The sequence below is a fragment of the Streptomyces sp. NBC_00557 genome (assembly GCF_036345995.1).
Taxonomy (GTDB): domain Bacteria; phylum Actinomycetota; class Actinomycetes; order Streptomycetales; family Streptomycetaceae; genus Streptomyces.
The window spans coordinates 1,668,981-1,684,556 of record NZ_CP107796.1 but is presented as its reverse complement, the minus strand read 5'-3'; the positions used below and the strand labels follow the sequence as shown (position 1 = coordinate 1,684,556).

At 71.1% G+C, this 15,576-nt stretch carries 20 protein-coding genes; 8 read left to right on the top strand and 12 right to left on the bottom strand.

The features are described 5' to 3' along the window. Positions 1 to 43: 43 nt before the first annotated feature. Positions 44 to 319: a hypothetical protein gene (locus OG956_RS06735; protein WP_330337018.1), complete on the bottom strand. Its 276-nt coding sequence runs from the start codon at positions 317 to 319 to the stop codon at positions 44 to 46. A gap of 74 nt (positions 320 to 393) precedes the next feature. Then, positions 394 to 654, bottom strand: a complete 261-nt coding sequence (locus OG956_RS06730; RefSeq protein WP_330337017.1) for a hypothetical protein — start codon at positions 652 to 654, stop codon at positions 394 to 396. A 1,238-nt stretch (positions 655 to 1,892) separates the two neighbouring features. Here OG956_RS06730 and OG956_RS06725 point away from each other — a divergent pair. The 4 genes from OG956_RS06725 to OG956_RS06710 all read left to right on the top strand — a co-directional run bounded on the left by OG956_RS06725 (position 1,893) and on the right by OG956_RS06710 (position 4,902). After that, complete coding sequence (locus OG956_RS06725) at positions 1,893 to 2,870, top strand: magnesium transporter CorA family protein (RefSeq protein WP_330337016.1); 978 nt, start codon at positions 1,893 to 1,895, stop codon at positions 2,868 to 2,870. A gap of 188 nt (positions 2,871 to 3,058) precedes the next feature. Beyond that, on the top strand, positions 3,059 to 3,598 hold the full coding sequence (locus OG956_RS06720; RefSeq protein WP_330342763.1) for a DUF5994 family protein: 540 nt from the start codon (positions 3,059 to 3,061) through the stop codon (positions 3,596 to 3,598). Between the two features lie 6 nt (positions 3,599 to 3,604). Beyond that, positions 3,605 to 4,132, top strand: a complete 528-nt coding sequence (locus OG956_RS40215) for a hypothetical protein (protein WP_443065538.1) — start codon at positions 3,605 to 3,607, stop codon at positions 4,130 to 4,132. A gap of 284 nt (positions 4,133 to 4,416) precedes the next feature. Continuing rightward, complete coding sequence (locus tag OG956_RS06710) at positions 4,417 to 4,902, top strand: DUF5994 family protein (RefSeq protein ID WP_330337015.1); 486 nt, start codon at positions 4,417 to 4,419, stop codon at positions 4,900 to 4,902. 38 nt (positions 4,903 to 4,940) lie between these two features. Here OG956_RS06710 and OG956_RS06705 read toward each other — a convergent pair whose 3' ends face one another. The 3 genes from OG956_RS06705 to OG956_RS06695 form a co-directional block, all read right to left on the bottom strand. Further along, positions 4,941 to 6,209 carry an ATP-binding protein gene (locus OG956_RS06705; protein ID WP_330337014.1) on the bottom strand — a complete coding sequence of 423 codons (1,269 nt, stop codon included), beginning with the start codon at positions 6,207 to 6,209 and terminating at the stop codon, positions 4,941 to 4,943. 119 nt (positions 6,210 to 6,328) lie between these two features. Then, a complete protein-coding gene (locus OG956_RS06700; RefSeq protein WP_330337013.1) occupies positions 6,329 to 7,192 on the bottom strand; it encodes a slipin family protein in 864 nt (287 codons plus the stop codon). Positions 7,193 to 7,315: 123 nt separating this feature from the next. After that, positions 7,316 to 8,008 carry a DUF5994 family protein gene (locus OG956_RS06695; RefSeq protein ID WP_330337012.1) on the bottom strand — a complete coding sequence of 231 codons (693 nt, stop codon included), beginning with the start codon at positions 8,006 to 8,008 and terminating at the stop codon, positions 7,316 to 7,318. 354 nt (positions 8,009 to 8,362) lie between these two features. On the opposite strand from OG956_RS06695, the gene OG956_RS06690 reads away from it, so the two are divergent. Then, a complete protein-coding gene (locus OG956_RS06690) occupies positions 8,363 to 8,923 on the top strand; it encodes a DUF5994 family protein (protein WP_055495849.1) in 561 nt (186 codons plus the stop codon). A 321-nt stretch (positions 8,924 to 9,244) separates the two neighbouring features. Here OG956_RS06690 and OG956_RS06685 read toward each other — a convergent pair whose 3' ends face one another. The 7 genes from OG956_RS06685 to OG956_RS06655 form a co-directional block, all read right to left on the bottom strand. Further along, the gene (locus OG956_RS06685) at positions 9,245 to 10,486 is read right to left on the bottom strand and encodes a PP2C family protein-serine/threonine phosphatase (RefSeq protein WP_330337011.1); all 1,242 of its coding nucleotides are present in this window, start codon (positions 10,484 to 10,486) and stop codon (positions 9,245 to 9,247) included. 350 nt (positions 10,487 to 10,836) lie between these two features. Further along, positions 10,837 to 10,992 carry a DUF6131 family protein gene (locus OG956_RS06680; RefSeq protein ID WP_099054839.1) on the bottom strand — a complete coding sequence of 52 codons (156 nt, stop codon included), beginning with the start codon at positions 10,990 to 10,992 and terminating at the stop codon, positions 10,837 to 10,839. Between the two features lie 85 nt (positions 10,993 to 11,077). Continuing rightward, the gene (locus OG956_RS06675) at positions 11,078 to 11,683 is read right to left on the bottom strand and encodes an alkaline shock response membrane anchor protein AmaP (RefSeq protein ID WP_330337010.1); all 606 of its coding nucleotides are present in this window, start codon (positions 11,681 to 11,683) and stop codon (positions 11,078 to 11,080) included. A 27-nt stretch (positions 11,684 to 11,710) separates the two neighbouring features. After that, a complete protein-coding gene (locus OG956_RS06670; protein ID WP_330337009.1) occupies positions 11,711 to 12,397 on the bottom strand; it encodes a DUF6286 domain-containing protein in 687 nt (228 codons plus the stop codon). Between the two features lie 52 nt (positions 12,398 to 12,449). Then, positions 12,450 to 12,857 carry an Asp23/Gls24 family envelope stress response protein gene (locus OG956_RS06665; RefSeq protein ID WP_330337008.1) on the bottom strand — a complete coding sequence of 136 codons (408 nt, stop codon included), beginning with the start codon at positions 12,855 to 12,857 and terminating at the stop codon, positions 12,450 to 12,452. Continuing rightward, positions 12,854 to 13,021: a hypothetical protein gene (locus tag OG956_RS06660; protein WP_030645371.1), complete on the bottom strand. Its 168-nt coding sequence runs from the start codon at positions 13,019 to 13,021 to the stop codon at positions 12,854 to 12,856. The genes OG956_RS06665 and OG956_RS06660 overlap by 4 nt, the downstream gene beginning before the upstream one ends. 84 nt (positions 13,022 to 13,105) lie before the next feature. After that, positions 13,106 to 13,597: an Asp23/Gls24 family envelope stress response protein gene (locus OG956_RS06655; protein ID WP_055495862.1), complete on the bottom strand. Its 492-nt coding sequence runs from the start codon at positions 13,595 to 13,597 to the stop codon at positions 13,106 to 13,108. A 153-nt stretch (positions 13,598 to 13,750) separates the two neighbouring features. Here OG956_RS06655 and OG956_RS06650 point away from each other — a divergent pair, with 153 nt between their 5' ends. From OG956_RS06650 to OG956_RS06640, 3 genes are read left to right on the top strand one after another with little or no spacing between them, the layout of a single operon-like run. Then, positions 13,751 to 14,326, top strand: coding sequence for an RNA polymerase sigma factor (locus OG956_RS06650; RefSeq protein ID WP_330337007.1), 576 nt, complete (start codon positions 13,751 to 13,753; stop codon positions 14,324 to 14,326). Continuing rightward, positions 14,317 to 14,988 (top strand): hypothetical protein, encoded by a 672-nt coding sequence (locus OG956_RS06645; RefSeq protein ID WP_330337006.1) that lies wholly within the window; start codon positions 14,317 to 14,319, stop codon positions 14,986 to 14,988. Before OG956_RS06650 ends, OG956_RS06645 begins: the two co-directional genes overlap by 10 nt. After that, a complete protein-coding gene (locus tag OG956_RS06640) occupies positions 14,985 to 15,353 on the top strand; it encodes a hypothetical protein (protein WP_330337005.1) in 369 nt (122 codons plus the stop codon). Before OG956_RS06645 ends, OG956_RS06640 begins: the two co-directional genes overlap by 4 nt. Positions 15,354 to 15,576: the final 223 nt, after the last annotated feature.

Genomic DNA, 15,576 nt, shown 5'->3' with positions numbered 1-15,576 from the left:
GGGTCAGTCGTCCGGCGGTGCCTCCTCCGGCTTCGCCCGATCCTCATGCTCCTCTTTGTTCCTCCTCCTGCTCCTCCATCAGACGGATGCCCTCATGTGTCAGCGCGACGGTGGCGGGGGTGTGGTGTGATGTCCAGTCCACACTGATCAGGCCCTCGTCGGCCAGATAGGCGCAGGCGGCGGAGAGATCCTCGTCGGGCAGGCCCAGCTCGGCGCGCAGCGCCGAACCGTTGACCTCGGGGCGGTTGTGCTCGACGGCCCCGTACAGGGATCGCAGGACCGCCTTCCGGTTGTTCTTGCGTTCGCGGAGTTTCGTCATGGCTGTCGTTCTCCGGTTCGACGGCCGCGCGGGGACGGAGGCGACGGCGGATCCCCGGGCCGCTCGGATCCGGGTCACACCTCGTCGGCGTGCGGCTGTGTCTGCTCTGTCGAGGCGCTGGTCGTGAGCCAGGACAGTGCGGGCTCCGCCGCTTGAGCGGTGTCGAGGGTGATGTGGAGGCGGGTCCCTCCTGCGGGGCCCACGGGATAGCTGCGCTGCTCGGTCGAGGCGAAGCAGCGCCGGAGCACTTCGGCGACGCGCCGGGCGACCTCTGGCGTCGCGGCCACGATGCGGACCTCGGCGTGGCCTTCGGACGGAAAGGGCTCGTGTGTCATACGGACCTCCTGGCAGGTGGGGGTGCGACCACCGCTGAGGCCACTGCCCGACGCCCGTCGACGGCCCGGGGCTGCGGCGCGTCGCCGCGGTAGCCCCCTTTTCAAGGGTATGCCGGGCAAGGGAGCGAGCGTGCCACGGCCGACCCCTCGCGGAAGACCGGCGCTCGCCCGGAGTGGGTTGTCGCCGTCGTCGGCCGCCACCGTGCCACCGTGGCGGGACCGGCCGGGAGTACGGTGGAGACACCGAGGGCATGCCGCGCACCGGCTCCGACACCGGTGCCGCTCTCGGTGATCGGCGACGCCGGGTGTCCGCGCCCGGGGCAGGGTTCGATCCATGAGCGCGCACATGCTCCTCCCGACGACCTCGGACCTCCCCGTGCCCCGGTCGGCACCGGGCAGGTCGCGCACGCGCAGGCCGGGCGGACCGGTGCGGGAGCGGGGATCCTCGCCCCACGAGGGAGAACGCCTCCGCCCGCTGACGCGAGGCCAGGTCGAGGACCACCTGCAGGAGCTGGGTGACCTGTACGCGGAGGTCTCCGGCGCGGCCCCTGGGCGTGGAACGAGGCGCGTGCCGCCTTCCTGCGACACCTCGAGGCCGACGCACGACGCCCCGGGTTCTCGCTGCTGATCGCGGAGGTCACGGTCCTGACCGGATACGCCTACGGCTTTCCCGTGGGCGGCGCCGGTCCTTGGCGGGCGGGCTTCGACGGACACGTTCGGGAGAGCCTGCTCCGCCGCGTCGCCCCGGGCGGCTCTTCGTCGTCTCCGGGATCGTCGTCCCCTCCCGCGTGCGTCGGGAGAACCAAGGCCGTGCCCGGAACCTCGCCCGGCGCCTCCAGCGGTGACTGCTCGCCGACCACGGCGCCGCGCTCGGAGTCAGATGGGTGGAAGCCCGGGACGCCGGGATGGCTGAGACGTTGAGGTCGTGGGGGTGGCGGAGCGCCGAGGACGACACCCACACGGCCGGACCACCCGGCTTGTGCCGCGTGCTGGTGCTGTCTGTGGGGGCGTGAGCAGCGCCGTCGGTGCTGCCGGGTGGCAATCAGCCGGACAGCCGGTCGCACAGGGTGTGCAGCGGTTCGTCGGCGAGGGGAGGGGATGGCGTGGCGCAGTCGTCCGAGCCCGTTGTCCAGGTCGCTGCCTGGAGCCTCGATCAGGCGGTCCGCGGCGGCAAACCTGCCGCACTGGCAGTTGAGGCAAAACGGCACGATTTGGGTGTAAGACACTAGCCTCGGGCCATGGTGACGCGCACCCGGCTGTATCACGACGGCACTCTCGTCCTGGAGGACTTTCCCGCCAGTGATGTCGCCGCGCATCTGGCTGATCCGGCGTCGGTCCTGTGGCTGGACCTGTACCGGCCCGGGCCTGCCGAGTTCACCATGATCGGCCAGGAGTTCGGCATCCACGAACTGGCTCTGGAGGATGCCGCTCACCGTGGACAGCGGCCGAAACTCGACCGCTATCGCACCCACGAGTTCCTCAGCGCCTATGCCGTGACCGTCAGCCCGGACGGTGCGCAACTGACGTACAGCGAGATCGCCGTATTCCTCACCAGCCAGGCCATGATCACCGTCCGCAAGGACGACGGCCTCGACATCGAGGACGTCGTCGCCCGCTGGGACGAGAGCCCGGACCTGGCCGGCCACGGCGTCGGATTCCTGCTGCACGGTCTGCTCGACCATCTCGTGGACGGGCACTTCGCCGCGGTCCAACAGTTGGACGACAGCATCGAGGACCTGGAGGGCCTGCTCTTCGCGGCCGGACGCCGTGAGATCGAAGCCGTGCAGCGCCGGGTTTTCGCACTGCGTAAGTCGCTCGTCCAGCTGCGCCGCGTCGTGCTCCCGATGCGTGAGGTGGTCAACACCCTCATGCGCCCCGGCCTGCACCTGATCAACGACCCTCTCGCCCCGTACTACCAGGACGTCTACGACCACGTGCTGCGTGCCACCGAGTGGACGGAATCGCTGCGGGACCTGGTGGCCTCGGTCATGGAGACGAACCTCTCGGTCCAGGCCAATCGCATGAACCTGATCATGAAGAAGGTGACGAGCTGGGCCGCGATCATCGCCGTACCCACCGCGATCACCGGCTACTACGGCCAGAACCTCCCCTATCCCGGTTTCGGCCGCGAGTCGGGATTCGTCACCTCCGCCGCCGTCATCGTGCTCCTGTCCGCATTGCTGTATCTGACGTTCAAGCGCAAGGACTGGCTCTGACCGGCATCGGCACCGGCGACCAGGTCCTGAAGGCAGGAAACTGCCTGGTCATCCCGGGCTTTTCGGACCGGTGAGCGGAGTAGTGTTGAAGACACCGGGAGTTCTTCGCGCACCGGCTCCGCTGCGGGTGCCGTTTCCGGTGATCGACAATGCCGGGCCGCAGCCGAGCCCGGGGACAGGTCCGCGCCATGCCCGTGACCATTGACCGTACGACATCGAGCAGGCGCGCGCCGCCCCAGCCGGCCCGGCTGTCCCTGACGCCCGCACCGGGCGGGCTGGACGGCATCTGGTGGCCGCGTTCCCGTGCCCTCACGCGTGAGCTGCCCACCCTGACTGCCGCATTGGGCGAGCGTTGGGGCCGCGTCACAGGTGTCACCGTGCACCCGGCCTACTGGCCCGTCATCCCGCACTGGGTGTCCGTCGCCGGGCGTACCGTGCAGGTGGGCTGGTCCACCGAGGCCCAGGATCCGCACAGATTGACTCTCTCGCTACCCGACGGTCGCCGAGACGTCCTGGTGATTCCGCCGGAAACCGGTGCGGGGGCAGCCGCGCAGCTGATGACGGGCGACGGCACCGAGGCCCCGGCACGGGAGGAAGCGGCAGACAGGATCGACGCCCGGATCGGGGAAGAAGCGTGGGAGACCGACGGCGGAGCAGGCCGGCCGTCGTCGTTCCCACCCCGGCCCATCGGCTCGGCAGGGCCTTCGCCCGCCGGTCGGCGGAGGTGAGATCCCATGCTCGTCATCGCCGTGGCCGTGCTGCTCGTCCTGATCGCCGTCGGAGTCGTTCTGATCCACCGGCTCAACGGCCAGCACGCCGAACGGATCGCTGCCTTCCACTACAGCGATGCTCTGCCGGGGATCGGGCGCCGGCCCCGGAGGCACGGTCGGCCGGCGGTGGACGCGACCGTTCCGACGCGCCCCACCGCGACGGCGACTGCGGAGGACATCGACTTCGGCCCGACCGTGGGCAGTAGAGGAAGGCGCGTCATGGCGATACTGCGAGACCGGAAGACGTACCGCGAGAGGATCATGCAGGCTCTGTACCAGGCCGCCGAGGGCAATCGCCTCCTGGGCATCGACGGGGCGAAGCTCCGCACCGAGCTCGGTATCCCTGAGCAGGACATGGCCGCTGCTTGTATGTACCTGGCTGCCGAAGGCTGGGTCGTCGTGGACTGGGAGAGGGGCAACACGCCCGCGATGATCACGCTGACGCACCAGGGGATCCGGCAGATGGAGACGGAAGAGGAAGGGCGTGGCTGAACCGCCGCGTCGGCTTCTCGGACCGAAGTGAACCCTCGCGAGGATTGCTTATGGCGGATTAATCCCTTTGACGTAACCTGGAAAGCGGGTCGGCGCACGCTCACGTGCAGTGACCCGGAAGGGCGGCTCCGGCGGGTATACGCCGGAGCCGTTGCGTGTTTCCGCAACCGCGCCCTGCGGCGAGGCGCTCGCGCGAGCGTCGTGCGGAGTACGGTGAGGTGGCAGGGCCGTATCGTGGTCGCACGCCCTGCGGTCGCACTGCTCTCTACGGACGGGCGGACACCATGGCCGACTCAGACACCCCCGACTTCCCCAGGCTCCTGCCGGACGCCGTCCACCGGTCGGTGCACCCCGGGACGGCCCTGCTGCGGCTGGAGACGACACACGCACGCGAGGGAATCCTGGACGGCGCATGGTGGCCGCGGTCCCGGGACATCGGTGCGGAGCTGCCCTCGCTGATCTCCGCGTTGACCGAGCACCTCGGACCTGTCACCCGGGTCGGTCTGGACGGCAGTGCCTGGGACGGACTGCCGACCCGGGTGGTGGTCGACGACCGGGTCGTGCACATCGACTCCTTCCCGGTCGGTGACGACACCGTCCTCATCACCCGAGGCGAAGGGGACCTTTTCTCTCTGTTGCTGGTCCCTCCGGACACGTCGCCCGATGCGGCACGCGCCGCGATGGCCAGGGCCGTACGGGCCGACAACGTCACCGAGGCCAGGCAGATCCTCATCGATACGGGCAGCGACACGCCACCTGCGCCGGCCTGACACGTCCGTCGCAGATCGACTCCCCATCGGCCTGGACGCTAGATGCGGGCGAACTCCTCCGTCTGCTGGGCGAAGTCCTGGGCCATGGCAGCGCTGACCGTGGGCTTGGTGTCGCGGATCGTGTCCAGGTAGTCGTCGGTGCTGGGGGTGGTCCGGGTTCCCGTGTCGAAGGTGCGCTCGAACTGGGCCTGGGAGACGGTGCGCGCCGCGTGGGCGATGTCGGCGGGGGTGAACCCCTCGCTGGCGGACGCGAGTACCGCGCTGTCGGCCCGCGCGCCCGCTCGGGCAAGGTAGCTCTCCCACAGCGCGGTCCTGGCGGTGTGGTCGGGAGGGCCGATCGGCAGCACGTAGTCGAAGCGGCCGTGCCGCAGGAACGCGGAGTCGAGCGTGGTCACGTTGTTCGTGGCGCAGACGAGCAGCCGTCCGTCCTGGCTTCGGAACCGGACGATCGCCTTGAGCAGTTCGTTGACGACGCCGACAGCAGTGGCGTCCGCGCCGCCGCGTTCGCCGGCGACCTCCTCGACCTCGTCGATGAAGACAAGGACGTGGTCGAGCCGGGCGATCTCGTCGAAGCGCCGGTTCAGCCCGGTCGCCAGGCCGTACTCGGCGGCCAGACGGGCGGGGAACAGTTCGAGGAAGGGCCATCCCAGGCGGCTGGCGATCGCGTGCGCGAACGTGCTCTTGCCGGTCCCGGGCGGGCCGAACAGCATCACCGCCCGTGGCAGTTCCACTCCGTGCTGGGCGGCCAGTTCGGGATGGGCCAGCGGCAGGACCAGGCGCCGCTCGATGAGCTGCTTCTCCCGTTGCATGCCCGCGACCTTCTGCCACAGCCCCCCTGGCGGCAGCTCCGCTCCGAGCGAGGACAGCGTGCCGGCCGACTGCGGGGTCACCGGACCGCGTTTCTCGAAGAAGACCAGCCCGGGGCGGGCGCCGAAGTCGCAATTGCGCAGGGCGGTGGCACCGGTCTCGCCCTCGGGCAGGACGGCGTGCACCGCGCGGACGCCGGCGGCGAAGAGCCGTTGCTCAAGGGCGGTGATCAGGGCACTCCCCAGCCCGCGCTGCCGCCAGCCGGGCGCCATGCAGATGCGCAGGATCCATGCCCGTTCGCCCTCCACCCTGCTCACCGCGGCGCCGATCAGCACGTCGTCGGCCGTGGCCACCACGGCCGGGTGGCGGGTCTGGAGGGCCGTCACGGCGTCCGAGAGCGGGAAGAGCGGCGGCTCCTCGGTCGTGCCGCTCTGCATGTCGACACGGATCACCGCTTCGAGATCGTCCTGGGTGTAGTCCCTGACCCGCCAACCCGTCATGATCAGCTCCGCGTGTTCGGCCGTACCCCCATCATCAGCCGGTGCCCGGAGGATGCGCGCGACAGGCGACGGTCACGAATCCTCCCTGGTGCCACGGATCGCTCGGGCCGTAGCCAACTTCACGCCGCGGTGCCGGACGCGCTGTCTGCCGGGCTGAGGGACGTGTCGGTGCGGCCGGTGCCGGCCGGTGGCGCTGCCGCGGCGGGTGCGGCGGCAGCGGTTTCCCGGGCGAGGAAGGAGCCGAGCTCGCCGATCGTGCTCATGAGGGGGGCCGGGAAGACGACGGTGGTGTTCTGGTCGACACCGATCTCCACCAGGCTCTGGAGATTGCGCAGTTGAAGCGCCAGGGGGTGGGCCATCATGGTGTCCGAGGCGTCGCCGAGCGCGGCTGCGGCCAGGGACTCGCCCTCCGCGTTGATGATCTTCGCTCGCTTCTCCCGCTCGGCCTCGGCCTGGCGGGCCATGGCGCGCTTCATGGTGTCGGGCAGCTGGATGTCCTTGAGCTCGACCAGCGTGACCTGCACACCCCAGTCGACGGTGGTGACGTCGAGGATCTGGCGGATGTCCAGGTTGATACGGTCCGTCTCCGACAGCGTCTCGTCGAGCGTGTGCCGGCCGACGACCTTCCGCAGGGTGGTCTGGGCGATCTGGTTGATCGCCGCGTTGACGTTCTCCACGGCGACGACCGACTTCACGGCGTCGACGACCCGGAAGTAGGCGACCGCCGACACGTCCACGCTCACGTTGTCCCGGGTGATGATGCCCTGGGACTGGATCGGCATGGTGACGACCCGCAGCGACACCCGGTGCAGGGCGTCGACGAACGGGATGATGAACCGCAGCCCCGGGGAGCGTGTTCCGACGAGTCGGCCGAAGCGGAACAGCACTCCCTTCTCGTACTGCTTGACGACCTTCACGGACAGGGCGAGGGCCAGGACGGCCAGAAGACCGATCACGACGATGAGAACGATCAGGGCTTGCATGTACTGCTCCTCGGGACGAGGACCACGGGGGCGGGGATCCGCCGGTCGAGACCCCTGCATGTGCCTGCGCCCGTCCGCGAGGCAGGGCCGAAACCCGGGAAGGCACCGGTCGGGGCGGCCGTCTCACATGCCGATGACCAGGCGACTGGCACGATCCGTCCCTGCCGGAACGGCCGCTGAGGCGGGGCCGTCCTCCTCGTGCTTCCCTGCCTCGTCGGGTTCGAGTGGCCGGTCGGCGGCGGAGATGGCGTGCCGGGTCTCGTCCGCGGCGATGAGAGCGCTTGCGGTCAGCGGTGGGCCGTCGTAGTCGGACGCGGCCGCCATCAGGCGGGCCGCCGACTCCGTCTCGGTCTCGGGCGGGATGACCAGCAGGTCCCAGCGGCCGGTGCCGTAGGAGAGCAGCAGCAGCTTGTGCGGGTCGATCTCCGGGGTGAACCATCCGACCTTGACGACATGACCGCCCACGGGGATCTCGTGCGGGATGACCGGCCAGTACTTCGGGTTGACGGCGATGCGGGTGATGCGGCCCCACAGAGGGTCCAGCACATCGGTCAGTGCGGGCAGCTCGCTCAGCAGGTCCCGGGAGCGGGGCCACCAGGCACCGTCCAGGAGGCCGCGCGACGGGCCGTCGGTCTTCATCGCGAGACGCGCGGCCGGGGCTGCGACGGGCTCGTGCTGTGGCAGGGGTTGGTGCAAGGTCGCCGGCATGATGCGGACCCGTCTCCGGGCCGCCTTGGCGGCGCCCCGGGTTTCGTCTCTCGCCGAGGACGACCCGGCGTGGAAGCCGGTGCGCGAAATGCCCTCGGTGCTGTCCACGGTACTCCGCACACGCCGGGGCGGTTGTGGAGACGCCGCCGCATTCGGTGAAGCGGCTGTCGATACCGGCGGGAAGTGGGCTGAGGGCGCCGGGGCACGCCGTACGCCGGCTACCGGACCGGTCTCACGCCCGACGGCTCGCATGCCCTGGCCGGCACTCCTTGGCTGTATTGCGCGGGAGGTTTTCCTCGTGTTCCGTTCAACCCCTCGCTCCGCATCGGTCCGCCGGGCGCGGGCGAGGAGTATCCTGGTGATTACCGAGAGCATCTCGTACACCGGCTTCCACGCCGGGTCGTTCTCGGCGATTGATGGCAACCGGGCCGGCCGTGACCGGCCCGGGGTTGGGTCCGCGTCATGACCGCGACCATTCCGTTCACACCCGCAGTCGGAGACCGGGCCCCTTCTTCGTCACCGCTCCGACTCACGCTGGCGCGGGCCGGCGCCCCTCCGGCCCTGATCGACGGTGCCTGGTGGCCCCGTTCGCGCAACCTGACGGAGGAGCTCCCGGCGCTCGTCGAATGTCTCGACCCGCTGTGGGGGCGGATCACCCGGATAGCGGTGAGTCGCACGTTGTGGCCGGTCATCCCGGGTGAAGTGCCCGCGCACGGCCACATGGTGCGCGTCGGCTGGTCCAACGCCGGGCAGGACCCGCACAAGCTGTTGCTGCTGTCCCACACCTTCGGCCGCTGGGACCTGCTGGTGATCCCACCGGAGACAGCCCCTGCCACCGCAGCCCGGCTCATGGCCACGGCCACCGACCCGTCGCGGAGCCTCACGGCGACCGGCCTGATCCATGAGGCCGAACGTTTCCGGGCCGCGGCAGAGGCAGCGGCCGACTCGGACTCGCTCCGGGAGGCGGTCTGGGACTCCGAAGGCGGACACGACGCCCCCCCACCCCGCCTCACGCACTCCTGACGGACCGGTCACCGGTCACGGGCCCACCACGGCAGTAGGAGTGCGGGAGATATGGGCACCTTCGTGACGGTGAGTGTGCTGTTCGCGGTGATCGTCTTCGGTGTGATCGTGATTCAGCTGTTCACCGCGAGCCACGATGATCGCATGGAGACCCTGACCTCCGGCCGTACCCGGCGGTGGCGGTTCTCGCCACGCACGGGGAAGTCAACCCGCTCCAAGGGGGGATCGCGGAGCCGCCCCCGCCGGTAGGACTTTCGCAAACAGCGGCGGGAGAGGAACGTAGTGTGCCGTCGGCCATGTCCATGGTGGTGCGCTGCCGGCTCACTCCAGGAAGGCGAGGTCGTCGGTGGCGCTCCCGCGCCATTCGATCAGCAGGAGCGTCGCATCGTCCGTCGTGATCCCGCCCCGCGCCCGTTGCAGCGTGTGGGAGAGGGAGCGCGCCACCGTCCGGATCTGCTGGGCCGTGGGCTCAAGGCGGTTCACCCACCCGATGAGCTGCTCCTCACTGAATTCCTCACCGCCGACATCGCGCTCCTCTATCAGTCCGTCGGTGAAGCACAGGATCCGGTCGCCGGGGATGAGAGCCACTTCACTGATCCGGGGCTCGTGACCGCCGAAGCCGACGGGCAGCGTCGTCGGGCCCTGCAGCCGTCGTACGACACGGTGTCCACGGATCAACAGAGGAGCGGGATGTCCGGCGTTGACCCACTGAAGCCTGCCCGTTGCCGTGTTGAGCCGCATCATCTGAGCGGTCACGAAGTGGTCGGGGCCGAACTGCTCGGCGACGGCCCGGTCCATGAACGTATAGATCTCCGACAGGCCGACGCTGATGCGCCGGGCATGCCGGTAGGCTCCGATGACCACCGTGGCCATCGTGGCGGCATCCAGTCCGTGGCCCATCGCGTCGACCATGGCCACATGCAGGACATCGCCGTTGAGGGCGTAGTCGAAGCTGTCGCCGGCCACGTCGTAGGCGGGTTCCAGCATCCCGGCCAGCTCGACCCGGGGCGTGGACATCGCCAGCGGTGGCAGCAGCGACCACTGGATCTCCGCCGCCACACTCATCGGCTCCCTGCGGCGCAGCCGGAAGAACAGATCGGTGTAACCGTGCTTGGTCACCAGCATGTCGGCCACGAGCGAGGCGAGCCTGCGCAGCAGCCGTCGGTCGTCGTCCTGGAGGCGGTCCAGGGTGACGGCCAGGACGCCCACCTGGTCGCCACCGTCCAGCAGGGGCAGATAGACCCGCACACCGCCGGCCTGCGGCACCTCGACGGGACGCGCCTCCTGGAAGGCACGGCCGGCATCGGAGCCGTCGATCGGCTGCGGTTCCCCGGCCACCAGCCCGTCACCCGGCAGGGGGACGAGCCACACCTGGCCGTAGTCCTGCAGGAAGAGCGAGGTCTCGCGGCCGTCGAGCATGCCGGTCTGCCGTGCGACGAGCGGACCGAGCTCGTGCGGCGGCAACTCGTGCCCCTGGTCCAGCAGGACTCCCAGGAACTCCTCCCCGAAGCGCTCCGACCGGGCGGAGCCTTCCCCGGGTCCTTGCCGCTCACCACCCGTCATCGCCGTGGCCCGGGGGGAGCGTTCTGGCGGATCTTCACGAAGGTGCTGTGCATACGAACTCCCGACGGAGACTCACCGGTCGACGCGGTGGGAACTCCCGCCCGGACCGTGGGGGCCGATCCACCGACTCCCCAACGAGTCAGCCGTGTGCTCGTGCGGCGAGGACCGGCACAACGGCCACCGGGCGCCCCGCGTCCGAGCCGAGGCGGCTGGCCGGCACCGGCGGCGGCCTCAGGCGGATCGACCTCTTCGCCGTCGTCGTCCGCCGCTGTGGCCGTCCGGGTGGGGTCCGCGACGTCTGCCGGCCTGCCCGCAGCCTGGATCACTGCCCTGCAGGGCGACGATTCCGCCTACCAGTAGTGGCGTCGACCGGCGACGGCGTGTCCCATCGCGCCGAGGATCCACAGGATGGCTCCGACGACCAGCAGGATGATCCCGATGGTCCACAGGATGGACAGGCCGGTGAGGAAGCCGACGACGAGCAGTATGACGCCCAGGATGATCATGATGTCTCCTTCGGGGAGTGGTGCCGGCACGCCCGCGAACCGCGGTGGGCCGCAAGGGCGTCGGCGGGAACGGCTGATCTCCTCCTTACTCCACGCGGTGTGGTCCGTGGCGGCTGACCTGTAGCCGGACCTCGGTAGGCGGGTCAGGGAGGCCGGTGGACCGGCGAGCCGTGCTGAGCGGGCCTTCGCAGAGGGCGCCGAGAGTGGCGCCGGGCGTGCCCTCGGGGGTGAGGGTGAGGTCGATGCGGGTGCGGTGGCGGGCCGGTCGGCCGGTGATGTGTACGGCCGCATGGCCTACCCCTGGCAGGGCACCGGCTTCGTTCGCGATCGCTTCGCTGAGTGCGTGGTCGCGCAGTTCGACGCCTTCCTGCGGGGGTGTGCCGCCGACGGGCAGGGAGCCGGGGCGGCGTCGGCTCAGCTGGGCGAGCAGCCACCACAGGGCGAGCAGGGCGACGAGTGCGAGGGCGGCGATGACCGCGGGCCACCACCAGCCCTGGCTGCTCCAGCGTGCCCGGTCGGCGGAGCCGAGCAGGACGTCGGCCGGGGTGGTCAGGGGCCAGCCGGCGGGTGGGGCCAGATCGTGCCGCCGGTAGAGGTCAAGCCCGGCGAAGAGGATGAGCAGTCCGCCGCCGAGGAGGACCAGCCCGGCGAGGGCCAGCAGGGTGCGGTTGAGAGCGGATCTCGGCGTCATGGCGGGCTCCGGTGCTGCGGGTTTGTGTCAGCGGGTGCGTCGCCGCGTCCGTACGGCGATGCGGGGAGGACGGGCGAGGGCGAGCCGGTCGCGCTCCTCGTCGAGGACGGCGGTGAGGTCGTCCTTCACTTGTCGGGGGTCTCGGAAGCGGACGTCCGCGCGGGCTTTGATGCGGTGGCGGCCCACCAGGACGTGTGCCGCGCCGACTCCGGGGACCCGCATGGCGGCGTCGCGCAGCAGGACGGCGGCTCCGTCGCGGTCCACGAAGGCCCGCAAGCGCGGGCAGCCGGCGGGTGAGCGCAGGGGCAGCCAACGGCGTTGACCGGGGGTGAGGGCCAGGACGATCAGCCAGACGCCGACGGCGGCGGCCACGGCGGCCCCCGTCAGCATCCACACGTCGTCCACCGGGCGGGTCGCCAGTTCGTCGGCCAGGTGCCGTCGCCAGGCCGCGGCCGGACGTCCCGCCCGTACGGCGATAACGTCGACGAGCGTCGCGACCGCGGCCACGAGGATCACCGCGGCGACCAGCGCCGCCGTGATGCGGCGCGCGGACCACTTGCGACGGGTTCGGTGCCCTCCTTCGCGCTCACCAGCTGTGAGGTCCGAGGTGGACTCGTCGCGTTCGGGAGGATCGGGCTCCTTCGCCAGCGGTACTGCGGCACGGTGCGTGGACGACGCGGGGCCGCGGCCCGGGGGACGTGGACCGGATGTCATCGCGATCGCCCTTCCTGCACGGCGTGCCCGGTGACCCGGGCCGCCCGGCCGCTCACCGGACCCGCCCCCGGCTCGGGTCGGCGGCGGTCACCAGCCGCCGGACGGTGAGGAGGACCTCTCCCACCCGCAGCCCGGTCAACTGGGCGACCCGTTCGGCGACGTCCCGCTGGATCCGCTCGCAGACACGGGGGATGTCGGTGGGGTAGGGCAGGTCCATGGTCAGATGCAGGCGCACCGATCCGGTACGGACGGCGGCGGAGGCGCGGGGTGCCGCAGGTCCGCCCCGATCGGGCGGTACGGCGGCGCGCCGCGACTGCGCCGCGCGCGCGGCCTGCGCGGCGATACGGGCGACCACCCTGTCCGGGATGACGGTGGCGCCCCGCTCGGCCGGGGGCGGCAGCCCGGCGGCCGGCGCCGGCGGGCCCGACCCCTCGCCGGGGGAACCGGGCCGGGTCTTCACCGCTGCCTCCGTGTCCGGAGGTCCAGGTCGCCCTGTACGACGAGGCCGACGATCAGCCCCGCCGCGCCCAGGACCAGGACCAGCAAAAACGCCCAGAAGCCGCCGAAGTAGCCGGCGAAGCCGAGGGCCATGCCGGCCGCGAGTCCCGTCGTTGCTGTGTTCATCTCGCACTCACCCGTCTCGCGAGCGTCCCTCTCGCCGTGATCATCCGCTCGGGCCCGAGAACACGGCGGTGGTCCCGGCAGCGGTCATCTCACGCGGCCCTCGTCCGGTTCGGTCTGCTGCTCCTCGTCGTCGGGCAGGTGGACGTCGTCGACGGCGATGTTCACCTCCACGACCTCCAGGCCCGTCATCCGCTCCACGGCGCTGATGACATTGACGCGTACGCCGCCCGCGACGTCGACGATGGAGACGCCGTACTCGACGACGACGTCCAGGTCCACCGCGGCCTGCCGTTCCCCGACCTCGACCTTGACGCCGCGGGTGACCGCTCCGCCTCCGCCTGCGCCGGGGACGCGTTCCCGCATGGCTCCGAAGGCGCGGGCCATGCCGGCGCCCAGGCTGTGGATGCCCGGTACCTCGCGGGCGGCCATGCCCGCGATCTTGGCCACCACACCGTCCGCGATGGTGGTCCTGCCCCGTGTCTCGGCCGGAGCCCCGGCCCCGGTGCGGCCCTTGAGCGCGCTCACGCCGGCTTCGGGCCGACTGCCCCCGCCGACGCTGGTGATGTTGTCCGTCATGGCGGTCGCCTCGATCGGTCGGCCGGACACCGGAATGGTGCCCGTCGAACGTTGGACATACCGGGCGGCACAATCCTCACACGTCTGGCATGTGATGTGCGTCACAACTCGTATCGGGGGTACACGATCGTTCCGAGCCTGCGTGGGAGCGTCATGATCGAACGCACTGCTTGCCCACGACTGGGGTGCGACCTGCCCGACCGTCTGCTGGCGGTACGGGCGGCCGAGGGAGACGAGGACTCCTTCGCCGTCCTCGTCCAGCGGCACAGCCGGTCCCTGCTGACCCTGGCCCGTTGCATTCTGGGCAACCCCCAGGACGCCGAAGAGGCCGTTCAGGACGCCTTCGTCAGTGCCTGGCGCCACCTGCCGGAATACCGTCACAGGGCGGAGTTCCGCACCTGGATGTACCGGATCACCGTCAACCGCTGTCAGACCATGTGCCACCGCCGGCCGCCGCCCGTTCCCCTGGACACCGTCGCCGAACCCGCGGCGGGCGACGCGTGGAGCCAGCCCGCCCGGACCGCCGAGGAGGACGCGGCCATGGCCGCCCTGTTCCGCGCGCTCGCCGAGCTGGACGCCGGACAGCGGGTCTGCTGGATCCTGAGGGAGGTGCAGGGCCTGCCCTACAAGGAGATAGCGCACGTGACGCGTACCGACGAGCAGACGGTACGCGGCAGACTGTTCAGGGCACGCCGATCCCTGCAGGAGGCGATGGGCCCATGGCGCTAGACGACCCGCACACGCGGCCTCCCGAACCGCCCGGAGCCGACGGGCCCCGCAACGGCTGGGCCGCCGCCGACATGCCCCCGATCGCAGGCGATGAGGTACTGCCCTGCGGCCGCCTGCTCAGCCGGGTCTGGGAACAGGCGCGGGACGCACCACCGGCCGCGGACCCGCACCCGGTGTCCTGTCCATACTGCCGAGAGGCGGTTGAGGGACTGGCCACGGTGAACGCGGCCGCCCGGGCGCTGCGCGACGAGGACCCTCCGGGCCTGCACGCACTCGCCGACCGGGTCATGGACGTCGTCAGGGCAGAGGTCCGGTTCGGGCGGCTGCTGCCCCTGGCCGACCCCGACCGGGACCTGCGGATCGCCGAGAGCGCCGCGGCGAAGGTGCTGAGGCGGGCCGCGGACACGGTCCCCGGTGCCAGGGCCGCGACCTGCCGGCTCGTACCCGAGGGCAACGGCACCGACGTGCGGGTGACCATGACCCTGGCCGCCGCCCTCGACCGCCCGCTGCCCGACCGGGTCCACCAGGTACGCCGATCGGTCCTCCACTCGGCCGGACAGGACCTGGGGCTCACGGTGACAGCCGTCGACATCACCGTGGCCGACGTACTGGAACCGGGACCGACCTTTGGTCCCCGCCTCCCGACGGGCGGTGGCGCATGATGACCGCCACCGGCACCACCGCGCTCCTCGGCGTCGCGGCCGAGGCAGCCCTCGCGGTTCCTGGCGTGGCCGCCCTGCAACCCCGCCTCGCCCGGCGCCTCGCGGCAGCCGCCGCGCCCACCCGGGCGGACACCACGCCGCCCGAGGCCGGCATACGCGCCGACCGGGCGCCGGACGGTTCCGGATGGCACATCGAGGTGCGCTGCGTCCTGACGGAGGGTCGGCGGGCGCTGGACATCGCCCGAAACGTCCACGACCGGGTGACAGCCGCCCTCGTCACCCACCTCGCCACCCACGGTGCCGCGGAGCCGGTCACCGTCGCGGTCACGGTGACCCGTATCGCCGCCTGGCGCGACGCGGCATGAGCGGCGGCGCGGGCACGGGCCCCGCGAACCGTCGTTCGGCAAGCAGCAGGTCGCCGACCGTGGGAGCACGCTGCTCCCGTCCGGAAGTCCTACATGGGCGGTCGCGGCTCAAGCCTCGATGCCGCCGACGATCCAGCCTTCGTGCGCGGTGACCGGCTGTGAGTTACGGGTACGCGGGGAGGCGGCCGACCACGCGGGGAGGCAGCCGACCACGGCAGCGGGA